Source organism: uncultured Turicimonas sp. (assembly GCF_902477955.1).
In the GTDB taxonomy this organism is placed as follows: domain Bacteria; phylum Pseudomonadota; class Gammaproteobacteria; order Burkholderiales; family Burkholderiaceae_F; genus Turicimonas.
In genome coordinates this window covers 50,983-68,719 of the sequence record NZ_CABSJB010000011.1, presented here as the reverse complement: position 1 = coordinate 68,719, position 17,737 = coordinate 50,983, and the positions used below count along the sequence as shown (strand labels likewise).

Below are 17,737 nucleotides of genomic sequence, written 5' to 3'. Positions count from 1 at the left end.
CAACAATAGGCTACGGCTGTTGTAGTGGTGGTAGGGAATCCTCTTCGTTCACGAAGAGGAGGATGTCAATTTTTTGCTGTAACGCCATAGTGCAAATTCCTCTGATGCTCTAGGCCTATAACGAGAGTTCAAAAAAATTTTTTCTCCTGAAATAAGCAACAAAAGATTTCTTTTATTACAGTAGGATTACAATCCACAAAAATAAAAGACACAAAGGAGAAAAAGATGGAAGTCTCTTTCACTGTCATAGTTATTTGTGTTTTGGCCTTTTTTGTGGCCGGCTTTATCGATTCAATTGCGGGCGGCGCAGGTTTTGTCACTGTTCCCTCTCTCTTGCTGTGCGGAGTTCCTCCGCACATGGCTCTCGGTACCGGAAAACTAGCAACCAGTATCGGTTCTTTAGCTGCTATTTGGACTTTTTGGCGCGGCAACTTAATCCTAATGAGAGTTGTTCCGGTCGGCATCCTTACGTCCATGATAGGCTCGATAACGGGTGGTAAACTCGCATTGCTCGTCCCTGATGAAATGATGGGAAAAGTTATTGTCATCATGCTGCCTTTGGCAATTTTGCTGACTATCTTTTCCGGCGGTTTCAAACTTGATGAAGGAGAAATGCCAAAAAAAGGTTTCTGGCTTCGGGTTTGCTTAATCGGAACAATCGTCGGCCTTTATGAAGGATTTTTCGGTCCCGGTGCAGGTACTTTCTTTTTAATTGCACTCCATGTTTTTTTAAAGATGGGGATGGTGCAGGCCTCGGGGACGGCTAAAGTTTTTAATTTGGCTGCTAACTTCGGTGCATACCTGGCTTTTGCAGCAGGCGGCTCCGTTATTTATTCCATTGCAATTCCATGCGCAATTTCCAGCATGATTGGCAACAGAGTAGGGGCCTACTATGCGATTAAAATCGGAAGTAAGTTCGTACGAAATATTTTGTATGTTGTCCTTGTCCTATTAATGGGCTCCCTTATTTACAGATTCTTTTAGAAACCTAACCCATGAGAAATATATTAATAATCGGTTCAACCGGTCAGATAGGTACAGAATTAACTGCAGCACTGAGAGAACATTTAGGTAATTCGGGTACTGTCTATGCCGGTTACACAAAACGCAGATCAGTGCCGGAATATTTACAAAAGACCGGACCTTCCGTAGAGATTGATATTCTTGATCGAGATGCGCTCGAGAAGATTGTCGAGACATATCAAATTGACACTATCTACAATCTAGCGGCCGTTCTTTCAGCAACCGCAGAAAAGGATCCGGTAAACGCCTGGCACGTTGGCATTGACGGTTTGCTTAATGTTCTTGAAGTTGCTCGAAAATACAACTGTGCGGTATTTACGCCAAGTTCTATCGGTGCTTTCGGACCAAGCTCTCCAAAGGTCAACACGCCTCAGGACTGCGTCATGAGGCCGACGACGATTTATGGCGTAAGCAAGGTAACCGGAGAGTTGCTTTCAGACTATTACTTCAAAAGATTCGCTGTTGATACCAGAAGCGTTAGGTTCCCGGGCCTAATCTCTTACACAACTCCTCCGGGAGGGGGCACAACCGACTATGCGGTTGATATTTTCTATTCAGCTGTCAAAGGGGAAAAGTTTGTTTGTCCGATTGGGCCGGATACAAAAATGGACTTCATGTATATGCCTGATGCGATACGGGCGGCAATAGAGATTATGGAGGCGGATTCTGCCAAGTTAGTTCATCGAAACAGCTTCAATGTCACGGCCATGAGTTTTTCTCCCAAAGAAATAGCTGAATCAATAAGAAGACATAAGCCGGATTTCAAAATCGAATATCAAATTGATCCTCTTCGTCAAGGAATTGCAGAGAGCTGGCCTGATTTCATGGATCAGAGCTGTGCGGAGACAGAGTGGGGTTGGAAGCCGAGATATCTGCTCGATGCCATGGTGGAAGACATGCTGAAAAATGTAGTTCCAGAAAAATACAATTGAGAACACATCTCTTTTCTTTTCAGTTCAACTTGTAGTTTGAAAAATGGTATCTCCTCAAAAAATAGATAAAATTATTGCGGTTAGGGTACTTATGCCCTAAGCAAAAATTATTTCAAGTATGGAGATTTTCCGATGAAAAAATTAGTACTTTTGTTAGCTAGCGTTGGTCTTATGACTGCTGCTCAGGCTGCATACAAAGATGGCACTTTCGAAGGCGAAGGTGAAGGCAACCACGGCAAAATTACCGTTGCTGTTACAGTCAAAGGCGGTAAAGTTGCTGACGTTAAAGTCTTGAAGCACACAGAAACAGACATGATTATTCAGGCTCCGATCGACAACTTGATCCCTGAAATCGTTAAGAATGACGGTACAAAGGGCCTCGAAACAATCGCTGGCGCTACAAACTCTTCTAAGGGTATTATTGCTGCCGTTAACGCTGCTTTAGCAAAAGCTCAGTAATTTCTCGGTCATCTGAGACAAGGATCCTCCAGCTAACCACTGGGGGATTTTTTGTTAGATAAGGAGACTTTGCTTGAATTCAATATGTGGGGCGGAAAGCAAATTCTCCTCGGTTTTTCTTTTCTTCATCCCCTCCGTCTGTTCCCGCAGAGTAGAGAATGCGCTGCGTCTCCTATAAGCCATTGCAGAAGAGAAGACTACAAATTTCAATGCTTCCTACTTTTCTCGAAAGGTTCTCTGATTGGATAGAATACGAGCAACGAGAAAAAGGAATAATTGAAATGCTTAAGTTCTTAGCTGCTTGTTCTTTGTGCGGCTTTATGCTGACATCAGCAAATGCAGAAGTGCCCGATACCATTGATATTCTCTACGTTAAAGCGCCGTTTAACCTGCAGAATATCGTGATGAAAAAACAGAATCTTTTGGAAAAAGAGTTCGCCAAAGATAAGGTCAAAATTAACTGGATTCCTCTTACGCAGGGAGGAAAGCAGGGTCAGGCGTTAGCCAGCAATTCAGCTCAGGTGACTTCGGTGATGAATTTCTCTTCACTGGTTTTAGCAAATGCTAATGGCAATCCAATAAAAGTGATTGCCGGCGTTGGAAGGCCTTCCGAGCTTTTCGGCTTGGTAACCCTGTCCGGAAAGAAACCGGCGCAAGGAGCTGAGGTTACTGTGGCCGGCCCTAAGGGTACCGCCTTGCATCAGCTCTTAGCCGACTATTTAAATAAAGAAAAAGTTCCTGAACGCAGTGTTCATTTCATTGGAATGAGCCAGCAGGCGGCATTAACTGCACTACTTACCGGCAGAGTTGACTGCGCTCTCTTAGGAGGGGCTTTGCTGGAAAAAGCCAAGCAAGAAGGAGCCAAAGAAATTGCTAACGCTAAGGACTTTACCGGCGTTAATCTCGTGATGGCAGTAAGCAAAGATTTTGCTGAAAAATATCCTGAAGCTCTGGAGAAAATCGCTAATGCTCAGGATAAAGCGGTTCAATGGATTAATGAGAATAAACAGGAAGCCGTTAAAATCGGTGTCTCTGAGTTGGGTATACCGGAACAGTTAGGAAGCAAACTAGCCTCTGCATACCATTATTATTCTCGTTTAAATCCGGATGATATAGCACAGCTGGAAAAAACTCAGAAGTTTTTAAAAGACTACGGTTTTATTAAGAAAACCGTCCCGGTAGAAGAAATCGTGCTGCCGGTTGCAAAGGAGAAGTAAATGTATTTTCAAATGAAAAATTTTGTCGAGGTCAGAGAGCCCGAGGGCACCTTGGTTTTTCAGCTTGAAGATTTAATGAGATATTCCGGTCCGCGCGGTTTGATTGCGAGCGGCGTAACCATGAAGTTGTTAAGCCGAGCCTTTAAAGATCTTTCTCCGAACGAACCGCCGATGAGACATGAGATTTATATTCTTTCTTCTTTCCCGGGTTCCGACGTCGTGGATGGTTTTGAGCTAGTGACTAGGGCGGTCACAAGAGGAAGATACATCCTTGACCTTAATAAAGCACCGAAAGATGCACCTCCTTCTCCTGCTGGCGGTTCGATGTATTTTGAAATCGGGTATAGAGATAAATGTTTTGCCTACACGCTGTCTCCGGAAATTTTTGATAAAGAATGGTTTGAGGCAGTGGCAGCCAAACAAGAAGGATGCAAAACCGAAGTAGAACACGCTAACTATCTGGCCTATAAGTTTTCAGTGCTCGGCAAACTCATTGCTTCTTCAGATCCTTTCTTGCGTATTGAACCATGTAAATTGGACGAAAGATTTTCGAACAAATAGTAGTGATTTTCCCTAACAAATAGCCGTCATTAATATTATGATTTTGATGGCTTCTCATTGTTTATAAAAGAAATTTTAAAGTTTGATTTTGTTCCAAGATCACTAACATTTGTGATTTTCTTGGCAAATCTCTTTTATTTTTCTTTCCTTTGTTACAATCAGATCATCTCAGGAGATAAAGTTCTGTCGCTCCCTCGAGAGGACTTCAATAAGTAAAAAGGGAGGTGAACATGTTACAAAATGACCTGTCCGCTATGACCTTAGAAAAAGGCACCATCTTGATCGTTGATGATAATGAGCTCAACTGCGAGATTTTGTCTATTATTTTCTCTGCTCATCCGATTATCATTGCTTCAAACGGCAAAGAGGCTCTTGATGTTATTCGAGAGAAAAAAAGGTGAACTTGATGCTGTTTTGCTGGATTATTTAATGCCTCAAATGGACGGTTTAACCTTTCTTGAGCAAGTAAAAGAAGAAAAACTCTTACCGCGAACGCCTATTTTCTTGATTACCTCCGAAGAGGACGACACTCTTGCCGCAAAAGCTTTCAAACTTGGCGTTGTCGATTTTATTAAGAGACCGTTATCCGCTTTTATTGTTCAGAAACGCGTCGAATCAATTATTGAGCTATATCAAACACGAGCCATACTAGAAAAGCTCTTAGAAAAAGAAACTAAAAAAGTTAGAGATTTTGGGCGAGGGCTGATTAAAACAATCGGAGCGGCTATTGAAGATCGCGTAAAAGACAGCAGAGCCCATAGCCATAATGTCAGAGCTCTGTCCCGAATCCTTTTAACGAAGAGCGAAGTTGGCGGAAATCTTACTCATCAAGAAATCAGAGAAGTTTTAGAAGCGATTTCTCTGCAGGACATAGGCAAGCTGTCCCAGGATTCTTCCCTTCATAACGACTCGGATCACCCGAATAAGGAACAGCAGGAAGAAATCTCCGAAAGAAACAAGAAGGCCATAATGTTACTGACGGACCTTCAAAAGGTTAGTCACTTTAAGCCGTTTGAGCTTGCAAAGGATTTGGCAGAATTCCAAAAAGATAAAATGGAAGGACACTATATTTCTGAGAAAATCGGAAATCAGGACATCCCCTTGTGGGTACAAGGGGTGGCATTTTCGTCTATGATTGACTCGATAATTGCTAATTCCGGAAAGAGCGGAAAAGGAGCTTTTTCTGAAGCGATGAAAAGAGTAGAAGAGGGAGAGTTCGGGGAATTCAATTCTCACTTACTCAAAGCAGTAAAAGAAAATTTAGATGAACTGCAAGCGGTTTATGGCTGAAGTTTCGGGAGGAAACTGAGGCGGCCGGAAAGGTTTAAAAATGGAAGAGTCCAAAAAACAAATCCTTGCTGAGGCTGGAATTAATGTGACTAAAGCATTAAACAGTTTCATGCAGATGGAACCGATGTATGAGAAATTTCTTAATAAGTTTTGTCTGGATCCGTCATTTGAAAATTTGGAAAAGGCAGTAGCGGTCAAAGATGAGGATCTCGCTCATCTTTCTTCTCATACTTTAAAAGGCATCAGCGCAACGCTGGGGATGGAAAAGCTCTATCAGCTTTTGCTAGAACAGGACAATCATTTTAAAAAGCATGAATCTGAAGCCGGATATGACATGCTCCCTCAAATCAAAGAGGAATATTTAAAAATGATTGAAGCCATCAAAAAATAAGGCCTGCCGAAGCAGGCCGGAAAGCTAAAGCTGATTACTTGCCTTTAGCTTTGACTTGTTCAATCTTTGCATTTTTAACTAAGCTGACCAAATAGTTTTGGGCAGCTTGTTGTTTCCATAGATTAACGAGCTGAGGTTTGAGTTCAGCTTCAGTTGGGAATGGAACTTCTCTCTTATCGTCGAGTCTGACGATATGGTACCCGGCAGTACTCTTGAAAGGAATCGTCAAAAGCTGACCTTTAGTTAGGGAAGCGGCAGCTTCACCTAAACCGGGAATTTGAAAGTGTCTGATGTTGACCATCGGTAATGCACCGCCTGCTTCCTTGGTTCCGGCGTCAAGGCTGTTTTCTTTGGCCAATGCTGCAAAATCAGCTCCGCCTTGGATTTGTTTGATGAGGTCTCTGGCTTTGGACTCTTCTTTTACAAGAATGTGGCTGATTTTGACTTCATGCGGATCGTAGGCATCCTGAGCTTTCTTATAGAGTTCAGTGATTTGCGCAGCGGTCGGTTCTTTATCTCCAAGATTCTTCTTAATCAGCTGGTTAACGTATACGCGCTGCTTAAGAGCTTCGATCTCTTCCTTAACTTGCGGAAGCTGATCAATCTTTTGCTTTTTAGCTTCTTGGGCGATTACCAGCTGTTCAATAATAAGATTCTTTGCCAAGGCTTCCTGCTGTTTGACGTCAGTTACTCCGCGGGCGGCAATCTGTCCCATGAGATCTTTCTGAGTCTTTGCAGATACAGTCTGCCCGTTAACGGAAAATGCTGTTTGAGCTAAGGTAACTGAGCCGAGTGATGCTAATGCGATGGCAAGAAGTGTTTTTTTCATTTTAATTAGTCCTGTTAAGAAACTGGTTTAGTGTCTAGACTCGCTTGGCGCTAATAGCGTCATAGTTATGTTGTGAATGCCGTGCCCGATGAATGGTTTGAGGTATTCAAAGACGAGGCGGTGACGTTCAATTTTTGGGAGGCCTTCAAACCGTCTGGAAATCACAAATAAGTGATAAAGACCCGAAGCCGGCTGCGGGCTGCCCGGAATAAACTGATTGGAAAAACGCAGCTCAATCGGAAACAAAGGTTCGAGCGCGTTTGAAATTCTTTCTAATGATGGAGTGTGGCTCACTGTTCTTTTCCTTTAGTTTTGTCTTCAGAGATAAAAGGAGCAATATAAAAACCAATACCAAGCGTAAACAGAAGGGTCAGACCCATGAGGCCGAAGAGCTTAAAGTTAACCCAGAAATCTGTAGAGCAGGTATAGGCCACGACAAGATTTAAAACGCCTACCACTAAGAAAAAGGCAATCCAAGAGAGGAGGAGCTTTCTCCAAGCGGGAGCAGGAAGTTCTATCTGTTTTCCGAGCAATGACTTGATGAAGTTGCGTCCTGTCAGCATTCCAAAGACAAGGATAAGCGCAAAAACCCAATAAAGGATTGTCGGCTTCCACTTAATGAACATTTCGTCATGAAGCCAGATAGTCAAAGATCCGAATACCAAAATAATGGCAACAGAAATCCACAGCATTGGCTCCACTTTTTTGCCGCTAACCAAATTAAATACGATTTGCAGTAGAGAGACGAGGATTGCCGCTGCTGTGGCGCAGATGATAGGAGCTTGCGAAGCATCGAATCCGTTGCCAAGCCAAGAATTGCAAAGGCCGGCCGCATAGTCTGGGTTGCCTTGTGCAACTTTGAAAGTGACAAAGAATAAGATGACCGGAAGGAGGTCATAAAAAAACTTCACGTGTTTAGCTCCTACAGACGTTTGATTCAGCTAGATTTTACAAAAAAAGGAATTGTTTGTTAAATTATCGTTAATACCCCTCTTAAAATCTGAAGAAAATATTAAACGACGCTATAAAAAACAATCAAAATCTCTTTATATCCTCTGGAGCTCAATGGTTTAACTGAGAGTAACCAAATAATACAAAAAAAGATTTAAATGAATTGAAAATCTTAGGGTTTGTTAAGGATAAAGGGATATCCTTACCGTATCTTTAATTAGAGTATTATCGCGCGATGAAAACAATAAAAAAATTAGCTGTGGCCGCCTGTGTCGGTGCCGCGCTGATTTCGATGAATAACGAAACAAAAATGATTTCGGAAGTTAGAGCAGAAGCAGTTAAACCTTCCATAGTCCTTCCCGCCGGAGTGACTCAGGGCCCGACCGTTGAAGGTATTACAGAGTATCGTTTGGCCAATGGCTTACGAGTAGTTTTATTTTCCGATCCTTCCAAGCCTACTGCCACAGTCAATATGACTTACTTGGTTGGTTCTCGTCAAGAAAATTACGGCGAAACCGGAATGGCTCATTTGCTTGAGCACCTAATCTTCAAAGGCAGTAAAAATTTCCCGGATCCGACAAAAGAATTCACTCGCCGCGGATTCCGTATGAATGGTTCAACTTGGTTCGACCGTACTAATTACTACGTATCTTTCTCCTCCACTGAAGACAATTTGAAATGGGCTTTGGCTTGGAGTGCTGATGCCATGCGCAACTCTTTCATTGCTAAGAAAGACTTAGACAGTGAAATGAGTGTTGTCCGCAATGAATACGAAATGGGAGAAAACTCTCCGTCCAGCGTCATGATGAAGCGTATGCAGTCCATGATTTTTGACTGGCATAACTACGGAAAGAGCACCATCGGCAACAAGAGCGATATTGAGAACGTCAGAATCGAAAACCTTCAAGACTTCTATCACCGCTATTATCGTCCCGATAATGCCGTACTCACGGTAAGCGGAAAGTTTGATGTCCAAAAAACTCTCAACTGGATTGCCGAAGACTTCGGAAAGATTGAGAATCCGGCTGAGGCTCTGCCTCCGGAGTGGACCGTTGAGCCGACCGCTGACGGCGAACGCTCCTTTGAAATCAGAAGAAAAGGGAAATCTCAGTTAGTTGCGGTTGCCTATCGCATTCCAAGCGCTTTGCACGCCGATTCTCCGGCAGTTGAAACAGCAGTAGACGTTCTGAGCGATGATCCTAACGGACGTCTTTACCAAAACTTGGTTAAAACTGGTTTGGCAACTAAAGTTTTTGGTTCCGTCATGGGGACTAAACAGCCTGGTTATGTAATTTTTATGGCTGTCGTCAAAAAGGGCGAACCAATCGAACCGGTTAGAAAAGCTTTAATCGAGACTATTGAAACTTCTTTAGAAAAAACTCCGATCTCCTCTAAGGAGCTGGAGAGAACAAAGATTGAAGCTGAAAACTTGTATGACGTTCTCTTCTCTGATCCTGAAGCTTTTGGCGTTGGATTATCTGAGTTTATTGCCTTAGGTGATTGGAGACTCTTCTTCTACGGCCGCGACCAAATTCAGAAGGTGACTGCAAAGGAAGCTGAAAATGCAGCTTCTAAATACTTTGTCAGAGACAACCGAGTTGTCGGCGTTTTCTTGCCTGAAGATAATCCTAAGAGAGCCACGATCCCGTCTTCTCCAACGGCCGAGCAGCTTTTAGTGAATTACACACCTAAGCAAGACTCAGCAGAAGCAGAAACATTCGATTCTTCTTTTGCTAATTTAGACAAGAGAACTATCAAATTTAATGTGGGTGACCTGAAGGTTGCTCTGCTTCCTAAGAAGAACCGCGGAGAAACCGTCACGGTTATGCTGAAGTTCGACTACGGCAATCTCGAGAATCTTTCCGGAAAAGAAACAGCCATGACATTAGCTAATGCCATGCTGACTTATGGTACCGATAAGCTTTCCAGAGGAGAAATCGAAGACGAGATGTCTAAATTAAAGATGACCGGCTCGATTTCCAATTACGTCACTACAAGATCTAATCTGGATGCTTCTTTGAACTTCGTTGCCGATCTTTGGAAGCATTCCGTTTATCCGGAAAACGAATTTAAAGATCTGAAGAAGAAACTGACGGTCATGTTCGAAAGCATGAAGGACAAACCGGATGCTTTAAGTGATGATGCGATGGCTCAGCACTTCAACACTTATCCGAAAGGAGATCCTCGTCATTCTCCTTCTTTGGCAGAAAAGATTGCAGCATTAAATGCTTTGTCCGATGCTGATGTGAGGGCCTTTGCTAAGGAGTACTTCGGAACAGCCCGCGGAGAGATTGCAATTGTCGGCGATTTTGATGCAAAGAAAGCCGAAGAAACAATCAAGAAGGCTTTTGCTGACAACAAGAGTCAAGTAGCGTTCGGCAAGATTTATAAAGAGTTCAAGCCTGTTGCAGCCACTCGAATCACCATCGATACTCCTGAAAAAGAAAATGCAGTTTTAGCAGGCAGAGCGGTATTTCCAATTAAAGACACGGATGCCGATGCTCCAGCCTTGATGATTGCTAACTGGATCTTAGGCGGTGGTACCGGTTTGTCTAACAGGCTCATTGACCGTCTGCGTCAAAAAGAGGGCTTATCCTACGGTGCCGGCTCTGGGGTGAAGATTCCGGCTGAAGGTAATGAAGGGGCATTTGTTTTCAGAGCAATCGTTGCTCCTCAAAATCTTTTGAAGGCTGAAGCCAGCGCAAAAGATGTCATTGAGACAGCCGTAAGAGACGGTTTTACGGATCAGGAAGTTGCAGAGGCTAAGAAGGGATTTTTACAGAGCCAAGCCGTTGCTCGTGCTCAGGATCGTGTCATTTCTGCCAGCTGGATCAAAAAGCTTGAGCTCAATAGAGACTGGAAATTCAACAAGGAAATGGAAGACAAGATCAATGCATTAACTACTGCCCAGGTCAATGCAGTCCTGAAGAAGTATATTAAGCCTGATCAAATTACTTACGTTCTTGCAGGTGATTTGAAAAAAACTAAAACGGAAGGGCAAAAATAATTAGTGCGGGGGAGTTGAAAAATTTTTAACTTTCCCGTACTATGTACGTAACAAACTTACATCTTTCAGAAGCCGCTTTTTGCGGGCTGAAATCAACGAAATTAAGTTGTGACTCCGGCCTCTGGGTTAACCATCCGGAGTTTTTCATTTTCTAATTATCATTTCGCATGTCCTGTACATGCACTTCTGTGATTTCAACTCTTGCTCACGTTAGCTACCATAAATTTGCTTAGCTTTCTCAACTCTTTGTTTTTTTCTTAAAAAATCCTTGAAAAACAGTTGGCTGCGTTTTGCTCGCCTTTGACTGAGGTCTCCCATAGAAAATAAGTGTCAATCTGTTAAAAATAGGGGATAATCTGTAAAGAAAAAGAAGAATTTATTTGTAGTGATTTGATCCTGGGGGGTTCTTTTTTTTCTCTCCGACAGATGTCGCTATATAAAACTCATAACAAGGAGAAAAAATGGAATCTTCTAAGTATATTTTCCCTGTGGGAATCGATATGGGCGCAAAGTATACCGGCGTCTTCATGATTTCTCATCTCGACGGCGTCCTCCCAACCGCAGCTGACGCGACAGCAATGACGATTGTGAACTCCGATAAGATTCACTACTCTATGAAACATAGAACTGCGGTGCGGCACAGAGTCCGATCAAAAAAGAGATTTGTTCTGGCTCGTAGACTGCTTAATCTTATTGTTGACCATCAGTTAATGAAAGCAGGTCTTGTCCTTAGCGCTCAGGAAAAATCTCAGCTGACAGAAGCTTTGTCAGGATATTTAAAGAGAAGAGGGTATTCACGAATCGAGACAGAAATCGACCTTGATAGCTTGAATGATGTAGATCCTCTTGTTTTTGCCATGTGTCCTGGGTTTGAAGATTTCTTTAGTTCCGATATTGAACTTTTAACTCAGTGGAACTCTCTCACAGCCGATTTGTCCGAAGTAAATAAAATAAATTCAAATAAAAAAATTCCGGATGCAAGAACCTTTAAAAAATACGTCAAGGATAATTTTCCTGACTACAGTTCAAAAGAAAGTTTAGAAAGATATCTTGAAGCAAGAAAAACAATTATTGAGGCAGCTCGACAAATTTCTGAATTGACTTCTCTCGGCCATCTGCATAGAGAAAAATATTTAGATAATATTCTTCACGATATGGGCCGCGATTCTCGGCTGAAAAAGATTGAAGAAGCTTTCGGAGGCATAGGTAGGTTTTGGAACTTAATAGGAAATTTGTCAAATCTCCAGCTGAGAGCGCTTCGCTGGTATTTTAACGATCCTTGGATTGAGAAAGTTAAGCCTGTGAAGCCTGAAAACTCTCAGCCCTTGAATGAGCAAAAACTCAAGGATATCTGGGTTAGAGCTTATAAGTACTTTCATCCGGATCCTGAAAACAAGGCAAGAATTTCAGATGTGATTGGAACTCTTTCCAAAGCTGATGACATAATTGACTGCTTGTGTGAATTAGATTGCAAGAGCACAATTCCGCCGTATGAGGACCAAAATAATCGCAGACCTCCTCTTGACTACACTCTTTACCTTAACCCTGCTAAGCTCACTGAGGTCTATGGCGACTCATGGAGGAGCTGGGCTTCTCGTTTGGTTAACGCAGATTCTGATTTGCAAGACAATTTAGATGTTATTTTGCAAAATCTTGATAGGAAATCTAGGAGAACAACTCAAGACTCTTTGGATTTTCGACTTTCTTACATTCTTCAAAGAGCTTTAGACCGCTCCAAAGTAAATGATATTTTCGAAATAAGAAAGATACTTTCTAGCCCTACACTTTATTCTGATGCTGCCGCAAGAAATTTGCTGTTGTTTAAGACGTTGGAAGAGCAAAATTTTGGACCATTTTTGGATTTTGCCAGAAGATATTTCTACGAAGTAGCAAAGGCACAGAAAGGGTTGTGGAATGAGAAAGAATCCATTCTGGAAAGATCTGATTTGCATCCAAAACAGAAGAAAAAAGTTTTAGATCGTCTTGTAGCTAATGTCCTAAGAGTTGACGAAGAGACAGCAAAAAGATTTATTGCTGACGTTTGGAACGGAAAGGTCAAAGGCAACAGTACGGTAAAAAGTATTTGTACTCGCATAGAGCAATTAAGAAAAGATCGAGGTTCTGCTTTTAACTTAGAGTACCAAAGTGCCTTGACCAAAGCCGCCCTTGGTAATGAAAAATTAGATTCAGAAGAAAAAGAATATGTGAAGCTGAAGCAGGATGTTTTGTTGACAGCGGCTTTTATTGGAGAGAAGTTGGGACTGTCAGATGAACAAAAAACAAAATTTACGAATCCCTTCTCATTAGCACAACTTTATACGATTATCGAGACAGAAAGATCGGGCTTTACCAAAATCACTACTGCTGCTTTATTGGAAAACGCGTGGAGATTAACGTTTAAGAATGGTGCCGCCCAATGCGGACCACTACCCGCTGACTCAGTAAGACCGTTTGACGGGTATATGAGAAGAGTTTTAGAGAGAAATGCTCGCGAAGTAGGTAAACGTCTGATAGAAAAAATCAAGAGGGACACTCAAGATCAAGGCGCCGAGATAGTAGTACCGATTTTAGTTGAAGAGAATAAGTTCAATTTTACTGCCTCCTTGCTGGAACTTAAACGGTTAGAGTTATCGGATTCAAGACTTAAAAAGAAACAAGAAAAAATCGAAAAAGCCGGAGAGGTTCAGAAAAAGAAATGGCTTTCTAAAGAAGAAAGAATCAAAGATGATGCCAAGGGGATCTGCGCATACACGGGTACACCTCTGAATAGTGAAGGGGAAATAGACCATATTATTCCCAGAAGCAAAACTATCAAAAATTCTTCTTCAATTTTTAATTCCGAGGTTAATCTCATTTTCGTATCTAGGCAGGGAAATGCGGCTAAAAAGGAAAACCTCTACTTCCTTAAACAACTTAACCCATCTTATTTGACTGCAGTTTTCGGAACATCTGACTTTTCCGCTATTGAGAGCAAGATAGAATCAACTGTTCGACATCTAAACGAAAATAAACGACTTGGGTATTTAGATTTGTTAAGTCAAGAGGAAAGAAATTGTGTGCGTCACGCCCTATTTCTGAATCCTGGAAGCGATGCCAGAAAAGAGGTGCTCTCAGTTTTGGGAGCTCGCAGAAAAACAGTAGTGAATGGTTCCCAAGCTTGGTTTATACGATCTCTTAGAAGCTACTTAGAAAATGGCTTGCAGAATTGGCTAACAGAGACCGGCAACAAGTTATCTTTTGATGCATTTTCGATTCCAGCCGCCACTGTGAGTGCGTTACGTTCAAAGCTCGAGGAGCTTGAAAACTCCATGTTTAAAGAAGATATTCAATCCGTGTCCTCTCATAGTGTTGATGCAATGTGCGTTTATGCTGCTGCATGCGGGGATGCAAAAGCCGAATCTATTCTTCATGGTGATGTGTTATTGGCAGATCCGGATAGTTCTGAGAGTGTTAGACTCCTTAGGGATTTATACCCAGAATGCTGTAATGTTGAGCATATAACTCCAAGACCTTTCTCTAAGAAAGACAAGTTGAGTAATGTAGCTATTTTTAAAGATACCGTGTATAGCGAAAGGTTTTTAAATATTTATACAAAAGGGGAGAAAATATTTATTGGGTTTGACAATGAGAAAAGAGATTCGGAAAAAAAATCAGACTCAAGTCGAAGTCACTGGCAGAGATCCTAAGATACTACTAAAAATTTTAGAACCGTTTTTAGAAAAAACTATTTCTGTTAACCGAGAAGAAGCAACTTATAGAATCGAAAAACACAGAGCTTTCTCTTTTTTAGGCAAAACAACGTTAAGTGACTCATCCAAGCCGGAAGACCTTCAGAAGAAAATTCTTAAAAGTCTTCGTTACGTGACGCTAAAACAAGAATTTCTAAGTGAAATTTTTAACTTCAAATCTAAGAAATTTAGGCTAGATGAAGTCATCGGAGCAAAATTTCAAAAAAGGTTTGAGATAAATTTGACACTTACAGATAAAAAGAGAAGATTTTCTGCGAAAGGGACCCTTCTTTACCCTGCTTTTACGGAGTGGATGCGGCTTTCTAAACATATCCAGTTATTTATGAAAGAAAATCCTGAGGCTGGAATAAATGAAGTCACAGAAAAGTTGTTTTCTTTATGGAGTATTCCAGAAAAACATAGCATTAAACATAAAAAAACGAAAAGGGTATTGAGTTTGCCCATATTGGCTAAAATGTCCGGAGGAATGCGCATAAAGAGGAGGAGTTTTACTAACTCGATTCTGTACCAAGCTGTGGACACTAATCAGTTATATTATGGTTTTAATAAAAAGGATGGAGTGGTTGATTTCAATTCTCCTCTTGTCCATCCATGTCTTCTTAGCAAAAATCTTCATGTTCTCAGCGACTCTCATGAGCTTTCTTCCGATTTTATCAAGATGCACGAATGGGAAATCCAATATCAAAACGGAGAGATAAAGGTTGAGCGTGCGCCTGGAACTGGAAACCGCCGTTATATCCGTGCCACCATTCCTTTTTCTATTTATTTAAGCTGGGACAAAGAGTTGAGAAAAGCCAAAGATAAAAGTTCTTTAACTCTCCCAAGCAAAGTTATACGTGCGACAAAAGACTTTTTTGAGGAGGGCATTTATAAGAACGAAGAACTTAAACCGTTCTTTCCAAAACCTAGGGAAAATAAAAAGAAATTTACGCTGAATATTGAGCTTGTCGGAAGTACGGTTAAATTCTCTTACGTGACTGCATAAGTTATGAGACATCTAACAATTTCTGTGATAGGAAGCTTTGTAGGCTTGAATGGAAATTTACTTGACAATCATCGGATGTAAGTTTTTAAAATTGAAACCTCTTAACTTTTTTATGTCTTACTCTGCTCTTTTCGTTTCAGTTGAAGGATGTAAGTTTGTAGAATTGAAACGCTCAAAGAGCTCTTGAAACTTATACCGGCACTAAGTTTCAGTTGAAGGATGTAAGTTTGTAGAATTGAAACCGGTTTCCTCCTTAAAGGATGCGTAACTTGACGCTGTTTCAGTTGAAGGATGTAAGTTTGTAGAATTGAAACTGAATTTTTATTATTTAATCCCAAAACTTTTCTTTCGTTTCAGTTGAAGGATGTAGGTTTGTAGAATTGAAACCAACAATAAGAACCTAGCTGATTTGATGAAAAAGTTGTTTCAGTTGAAGGATGTAAGTTTGTAGAATTGAAACCCGGAGGTTCTGATTTGCAGATTCAAGGCAATGTGTTTCAGTTGAAGGATGTAAGTTTGTAGAATTGAAACTTTGAAGTCGCCGAAGCGTGTTTAGCTCATGTGGTGTTTCAGTTGAAGGATGTAAGTTTGTAGAATTGAAACTTCTGAGAAATCTTTTCCCAATCGCGTTTTTCTACAGTTTCAGTTGAAGGATGTAAGTTTGTAGAATTAAAACAACGGCTTCCTGAAGGCTACCAACAAGGTAATGAGTTTCAGTTGAAGGATGTAAGTTTGTAGAATTGAAACTAGTAGATGTTCAAAAACGTTGTAGTAGTTGTAGTAAGTTTCAGTTGAAGGATGTAAGTTTGTAGAATTGAAACTGTATAGGCTTCTTTCAAGTGTTCTCTGATCTCTTTGTTTCAGTTGAAGGATGTAAGTTTGTAGAATTGAAACAGTTTTGCCAGTTCTGCTTGCCTAAGCTGTTCTTGTTTCAGTTGAAGGATGTAAGTTTGTAGAATTGAAACCTTCCGAGCGCTCTGTAATGAGCTGTATCAAGACAGTTTCAGTTGAAGGATGTAAGTTTGTAGAATTGAAACGAAAAAATCAGTTTCTCAAGGTCTTTGTTCTTGATGGTTTCAGTTGAAGGATGTAAGTTTGTAGAATTGAAACCTTTGTTCGCAGAGGTTGCACGTTTAGGCGAGTACTGTTTCAGTTGAAGGATGTAAGTTTGTAGAATTGAAACAGAGAATCTGACGCCGCTTTATTTGACGATATCAGTTTCAGTTGAAGGATGTAAGTTTGTAGAATTGAAACGGTTTTATGTACGTCACCCAGTCAGGCGACACATGTTTCAGTTGAAGGATGTAAGTTTGTAGAATTGAAACTTGGATACCATTTGGATATGGTTTGGCATCTATTTGTTTCAGTTGAAGGATGTAAGTTTGTAGAATTGAAACTTTTTATCTTTTACGCACAAAGAGAGTTGAATCAGTTTCAGTTGAAGGATGTAAGTTTGTAGAATTGAAACCCTCAGCTAATGCTATGAAATTTAACAATTTTATTTTGTGTTAGCTGAGGATTTTTTCGAAACACTTCAAACTGCACGAAAAGTGCCGAAATTTTCGAAAATTTTGGTTTTTGGATGCGTTAACCCCTCCGCTTTCAATAAAAAATCTAAATTTTTCTGATTCAGGTGATTCTTCGTATTGAGCAATGTCTAATTACTTGTGCAATCTCTCGTCTTTTAACTACCTGGGTTTCCGTTTTACCTAACGCAAGTAGGAGGCTCCTTGAATTTTTCGAAATAAAAATCTCCTTAACCCAATCAAAACAGAGTTTGTTCATAACGGTTTTAATGTTGTTGATAATCGTTCTTATTTGCAATATAATCACCGGATTGAATAACGGAGATTCCGATGCCTCACGCAAATTTAACTCAAGTTTCATTGTGCGATGTACCTGTGAATCAGGTGTGCACTTTGGTCAAATGGGGAGCCCTGGACGAACCAACTGTCCAACGTTTGAATCAAACAGGTATCCTTCTCGGTGTCACCATCCGAGTTGCAGAACAAACTATCTCTGGTCCTGTCGTAGTCGTATTAAATGATTCAAGACTTGCCATTGGCACGGAAATCGCTAAAGAGCTTAAAGTTGTCTTGGGAGAAAGAAATGCTTCTTAAAAATATGCATCCCGGAGAAAAAGGTCAGATCGTCTCTTTTAAAAGAGGTTTGCCTGAATACAGAAAAAGATTGCTTGCCTTAGGCGCTTTGCCCGGCACAGATTTCGAAGTCACTAGAGTGGCTCCTCTTGGCGATCCTGTTGAAATCAAACTGAGAGGTTCATACATCAGCGTCCGAAAGGGCGAAATCGAAATTTTGGACGTTAAACCCATTTAAGTACTA

General features: G+C 41.1%; 16 protein-coding genes and 1 CRISPR repeat array. Of the genes, 13 read left to right on the top strand and 3 right to left on the bottom strand.

Annotated elements, in window-relative coordinates:
- Positions 1 to 225: 225 nt before the first annotated feature.
- The 8 genes from RDK53_RS04925 to RDK53_RS04890 all read left to right on the top strand — a co-directional run bounded on the left by RDK53_RS04925 (position 226) and on the right by RDK53_RS04890 (position 5,873).
- Positions 226 to 984, top strand: coding sequence for a TSUP family transporter (locus RDK53_RS04925; protein ID WP_066592737.1), 759 nt, complete (start codon positions 226 to 228; stop codon positions 982 to 984).
- Positions 985 to 995: 11 nt separating this feature from the next.
- Positions 996 to 1,955 (top strand): NAD-dependent epimerase/dehydratase family protein, encoded by a 960-nt coding sequence (locus tag RDK53_RS04920; RefSeq protein WP_308513553.1) that lies wholly within the window; start codon positions 996 to 998, stop codon positions 1,953 to 1,955.
- Between the two features lie 132 nt (positions 1,956 to 2,087).
- On the top strand, positions 2,088 to 2,414 hold the full coding sequence (locus RDK53_RS04915) for an FMN-binding protein (protein WP_066592733.1): 327 nt from the start codon (positions 2,088 to 2,090) through the stop codon (positions 2,412 to 2,414).
- A 281-nt stretch (positions 2,415 to 2,695) separates the two neighbouring features.
- Positions 2,696 to 3,631, top strand: a complete 936-nt coding sequence (locus RDK53_RS04910; RefSeq protein ID WP_308513551.1) for an ABC transporter substrate-binding protein — start codon at positions 2,696 to 2,698, stop codon at positions 3,629 to 3,631.
- A complete protein-coding gene (locus RDK53_RS04905; RefSeq protein ID WP_308513550.1) occupies positions 3,632 to 4,192 on the top strand; it encodes a hypothetical protein in 561 nt (186 codons plus the stop codon).
- A 230-nt stretch (positions 4,193 to 4,422) separates the two neighbouring features.
- Positions 4,423 to 4,593, top strand: a complete 171-nt coding sequence (locus RDK53_RS04900; RefSeq protein ID WP_308513549.1) for a hypothetical protein — start codon at positions 4,423 to 4,425, stop codon at positions 4,591 to 4,593.
- Positions 4,568 to 5,482, top strand: coding sequence for a response regulator (locus RDK53_RS04895; protein WP_308513548.1), 915 nt, complete (start codon positions 4,568 to 4,570; stop codon positions 5,480 to 5,482). The genes RDK53_RS04900 and RDK53_RS04895 overlap by 26 nt, the downstream gene beginning before the upstream one ends.
- A gap of 40 nt (positions 5,483 to 5,522) precedes the next feature.
- Entirely contained in the window at positions 5,523 to 5,873 is a 351-nt protein-coding gene (locus RDK53_RS04890; RefSeq protein WP_308513547.1) for an Hpt domain-containing protein, read from the top strand.
- Between the two features lie 34 nt (positions 5,874 to 5,907).
- Here the strand turns inward: RDK53_RS04890 and RDK53_RS04885 are convergent, their stop codons facing one another.
- Genes RDK53_RS04885 through RDK53_RS04875 form a run of 3 tightly spaced genes read right to left on the bottom strand, consistent with a single transcriptional unit; the run spans position 5,908 to position 7,613 of the window.
- On the bottom strand, positions 5,908 to 6,702 hold the full coding sequence (locus RDK53_RS04885; protein ID WP_066592719.1) for a peptidylprolyl isomerase: 795 nt from the start codon (positions 6,700 to 6,702) through the stop codon (positions 5,908 to 5,910).
- A gap of 27 nt (positions 6,703 to 6,729) precedes the next feature.
- Positions 6,730 to 6,996, bottom strand: coding sequence for a BolA/IbaG family iron-sulfur metabolism protein (locus tag RDK53_RS04880; protein WP_308513546.1), 267 nt, complete (start codon positions 6,994 to 6,996; stop codon positions 6,730 to 6,732).
- Entirely contained in the window at positions 6,993 to 7,613 is a 621-nt protein-coding gene (locus tag RDK53_RS04875; protein ID WP_308513545.1) for a septation protein A, read from the bottom strand. The genes RDK53_RS04880 and RDK53_RS04875 overlap by 4 nt, the downstream gene beginning before the upstream one ends.
- A 275-nt stretch (positions 7,614 to 7,888) precedes the next feature.
- Here RDK53_RS04875 and RDK53_RS04870 point away from each other — a divergent pair, with 275 nt between their 5' ends.
- From RDK53_RS04870 to RDK53_RS04850, 5 genes are all read left to right on the top strand, one after another.
- Positions 7,889 to 10,660, top strand: coding sequence for a pitrilysin family protein (locus RDK53_RS04870; protein ID WP_308513544.1), 2,772 nt, complete (start codon positions 7,889 to 7,891; stop codon positions 10,658 to 10,660).
- A gap of 461 nt (positions 10,661 to 11,121) precedes the next feature.
- Positions 11,122 to 14,346, top strand: coding sequence for a type II-B CRISPR-associated RNA-guided endonuclease Cas9/Csx12 (gene cas9, locus RDK53_RS04865; RefSeq protein WP_308513543.1), 3,225 nt, complete (start codon positions 11,122 to 11,124; stop codon positions 14,344 to 14,346).
- Positions 14,285 to 15,394, top strand: a complete 1,110-nt coding sequence (locus RDK53_RS04860) for a hypothetical protein (RefSeq protein ID WP_308513542.1) — start codon at positions 14,285 to 14,287, stop codon at positions 15,392 to 15,394. Before cas9 ends, RDK53_RS04860 begins: the two co-directional genes overlap by 62 nt.
- 61 nt (positions 15,395 to 15,455) lie before the next feature.
- A CRISPR array of direct repeats spans positions 15,456 to 16,862; the repeat unit is 37 nt; unit sequence GTTTCAGTTGAAGGATGTAAGTTTGTAGAATTGAAAC.
- Between the two features lie 388 nt (positions 16,863 to 17,250).
- A complete protein-coding gene (locus tag RDK53_RS04855) occupies positions 17,251 to 17,514 on the top strand; it encodes a FeoA family protein (RefSeq protein WP_066592701.1) in 264 nt (87 codons plus the stop codon).
- Positions 17,504 to 17,731, top strand: a complete 228-nt coding sequence (locus RDK53_RS04850; RefSeq protein ID WP_066592699.1) for a FeoA family protein — start codon at positions 17,504 to 17,506, stop codon at positions 17,729 to 17,731. The genes RDK53_RS04855 and RDK53_RS04850 overlap by 11 nt, the downstream gene beginning before the upstream one ends.
- Positions 17,732 to 17,737 lie beyond the last annotated feature (6 nt).

Coding starts and splice junctions, on each gene's coding strand:
- RDK53_RS04920 (WP_308513553.1), top strand. CDS start 996: ATGAGAAATATATTAATAATCGGTTCAACCGGTCAGATAGGTACAGAA.
- RDK53_RS04905 (WP_308513550.1), top strand. CDS start 3,632: ATGTATTTTCAAATGAAAAATTTTGTCGAGGTCAGAGAGCCCGAGGGC.
- RDK53_RS04925 (WP_066592737.1), top strand. CDS start 226: ATGGAAGTCTCTTTCACTGTCATAGTTATTTGTGTTTTGGCCTTTTTT.
- RDK53_RS04900 (WP_308513549.1), top strand. CDS start 4,423: ATGTTACAAAATGACCTGTCCGCTATGACCTTAGAAAAAGGCACCATC.
- RDK53_RS04895 (WP_308513548.1), top strand. CDS start 4,568: ATGTTATTCGAGAGAAAAAAAGGTGAACTTGATGCTGTTTTGCTGGAT.
- RDK53_RS04855 (WP_066592701.1), top strand. CDS start 17,251: ATGCCTCACGCAAATTTAACTCAAGTTTCATTGTGCGATGTACCTGTG.
- RDK53_RS04915 (WP_066592733.1), top strand. CDS start 2,088: ATGAAAAAATTAGTACTTTTGTTAGCTAGCGTTGGTCTTATGACTGCT.
- cas9 (WP_308513543.1), top strand. CDS start 11,122: ATGGAATCTTCTAAGTATATTTTCCCTGTGGGAATCGATATGGGCGCA.
- RDK53_RS04850 (WP_066592699.1), top strand. CDS start 17,504: ATGCTTCTTAAAAATATGCATCCCGGAGAAAAAGGTCAGATCGTCTCT.
- RDK53_RS04860 (WP_308513542.1), top strand. CDS start 14,285: ATGAGAAAAGAGATTCGGAAAAAAAATCAGACTCAAGTCGAAGTCACT.
- RDK53_RS04910 (WP_308513551.1), top strand. CDS start 2,696: ATGCTTAAGTTCTTAGCTGCTTGTTCTTTGTGCGGCTTTATGCTGACA.
- RDK53_RS04885 (WP_066592719.1), bottom strand. CDS start 6,702: ATGAAAAAAACACTTCTTGCCATCGCATTAGCATCACTCGGCTCAGTT.
- RDK53_RS04870 (WP_308513544.1), top strand. CDS start 7,889: ATGAAAACAATAAAAAAATTAGCTGTGGCCGCCTGTGTCGGTGCCGCG.
- RDK53_RS04890 (WP_308513547.1), top strand. CDS start 5,523: ATGGAAGAGTCCAAAAAACAAATCCTTGCTGAGGCTGGAATTAATGTG.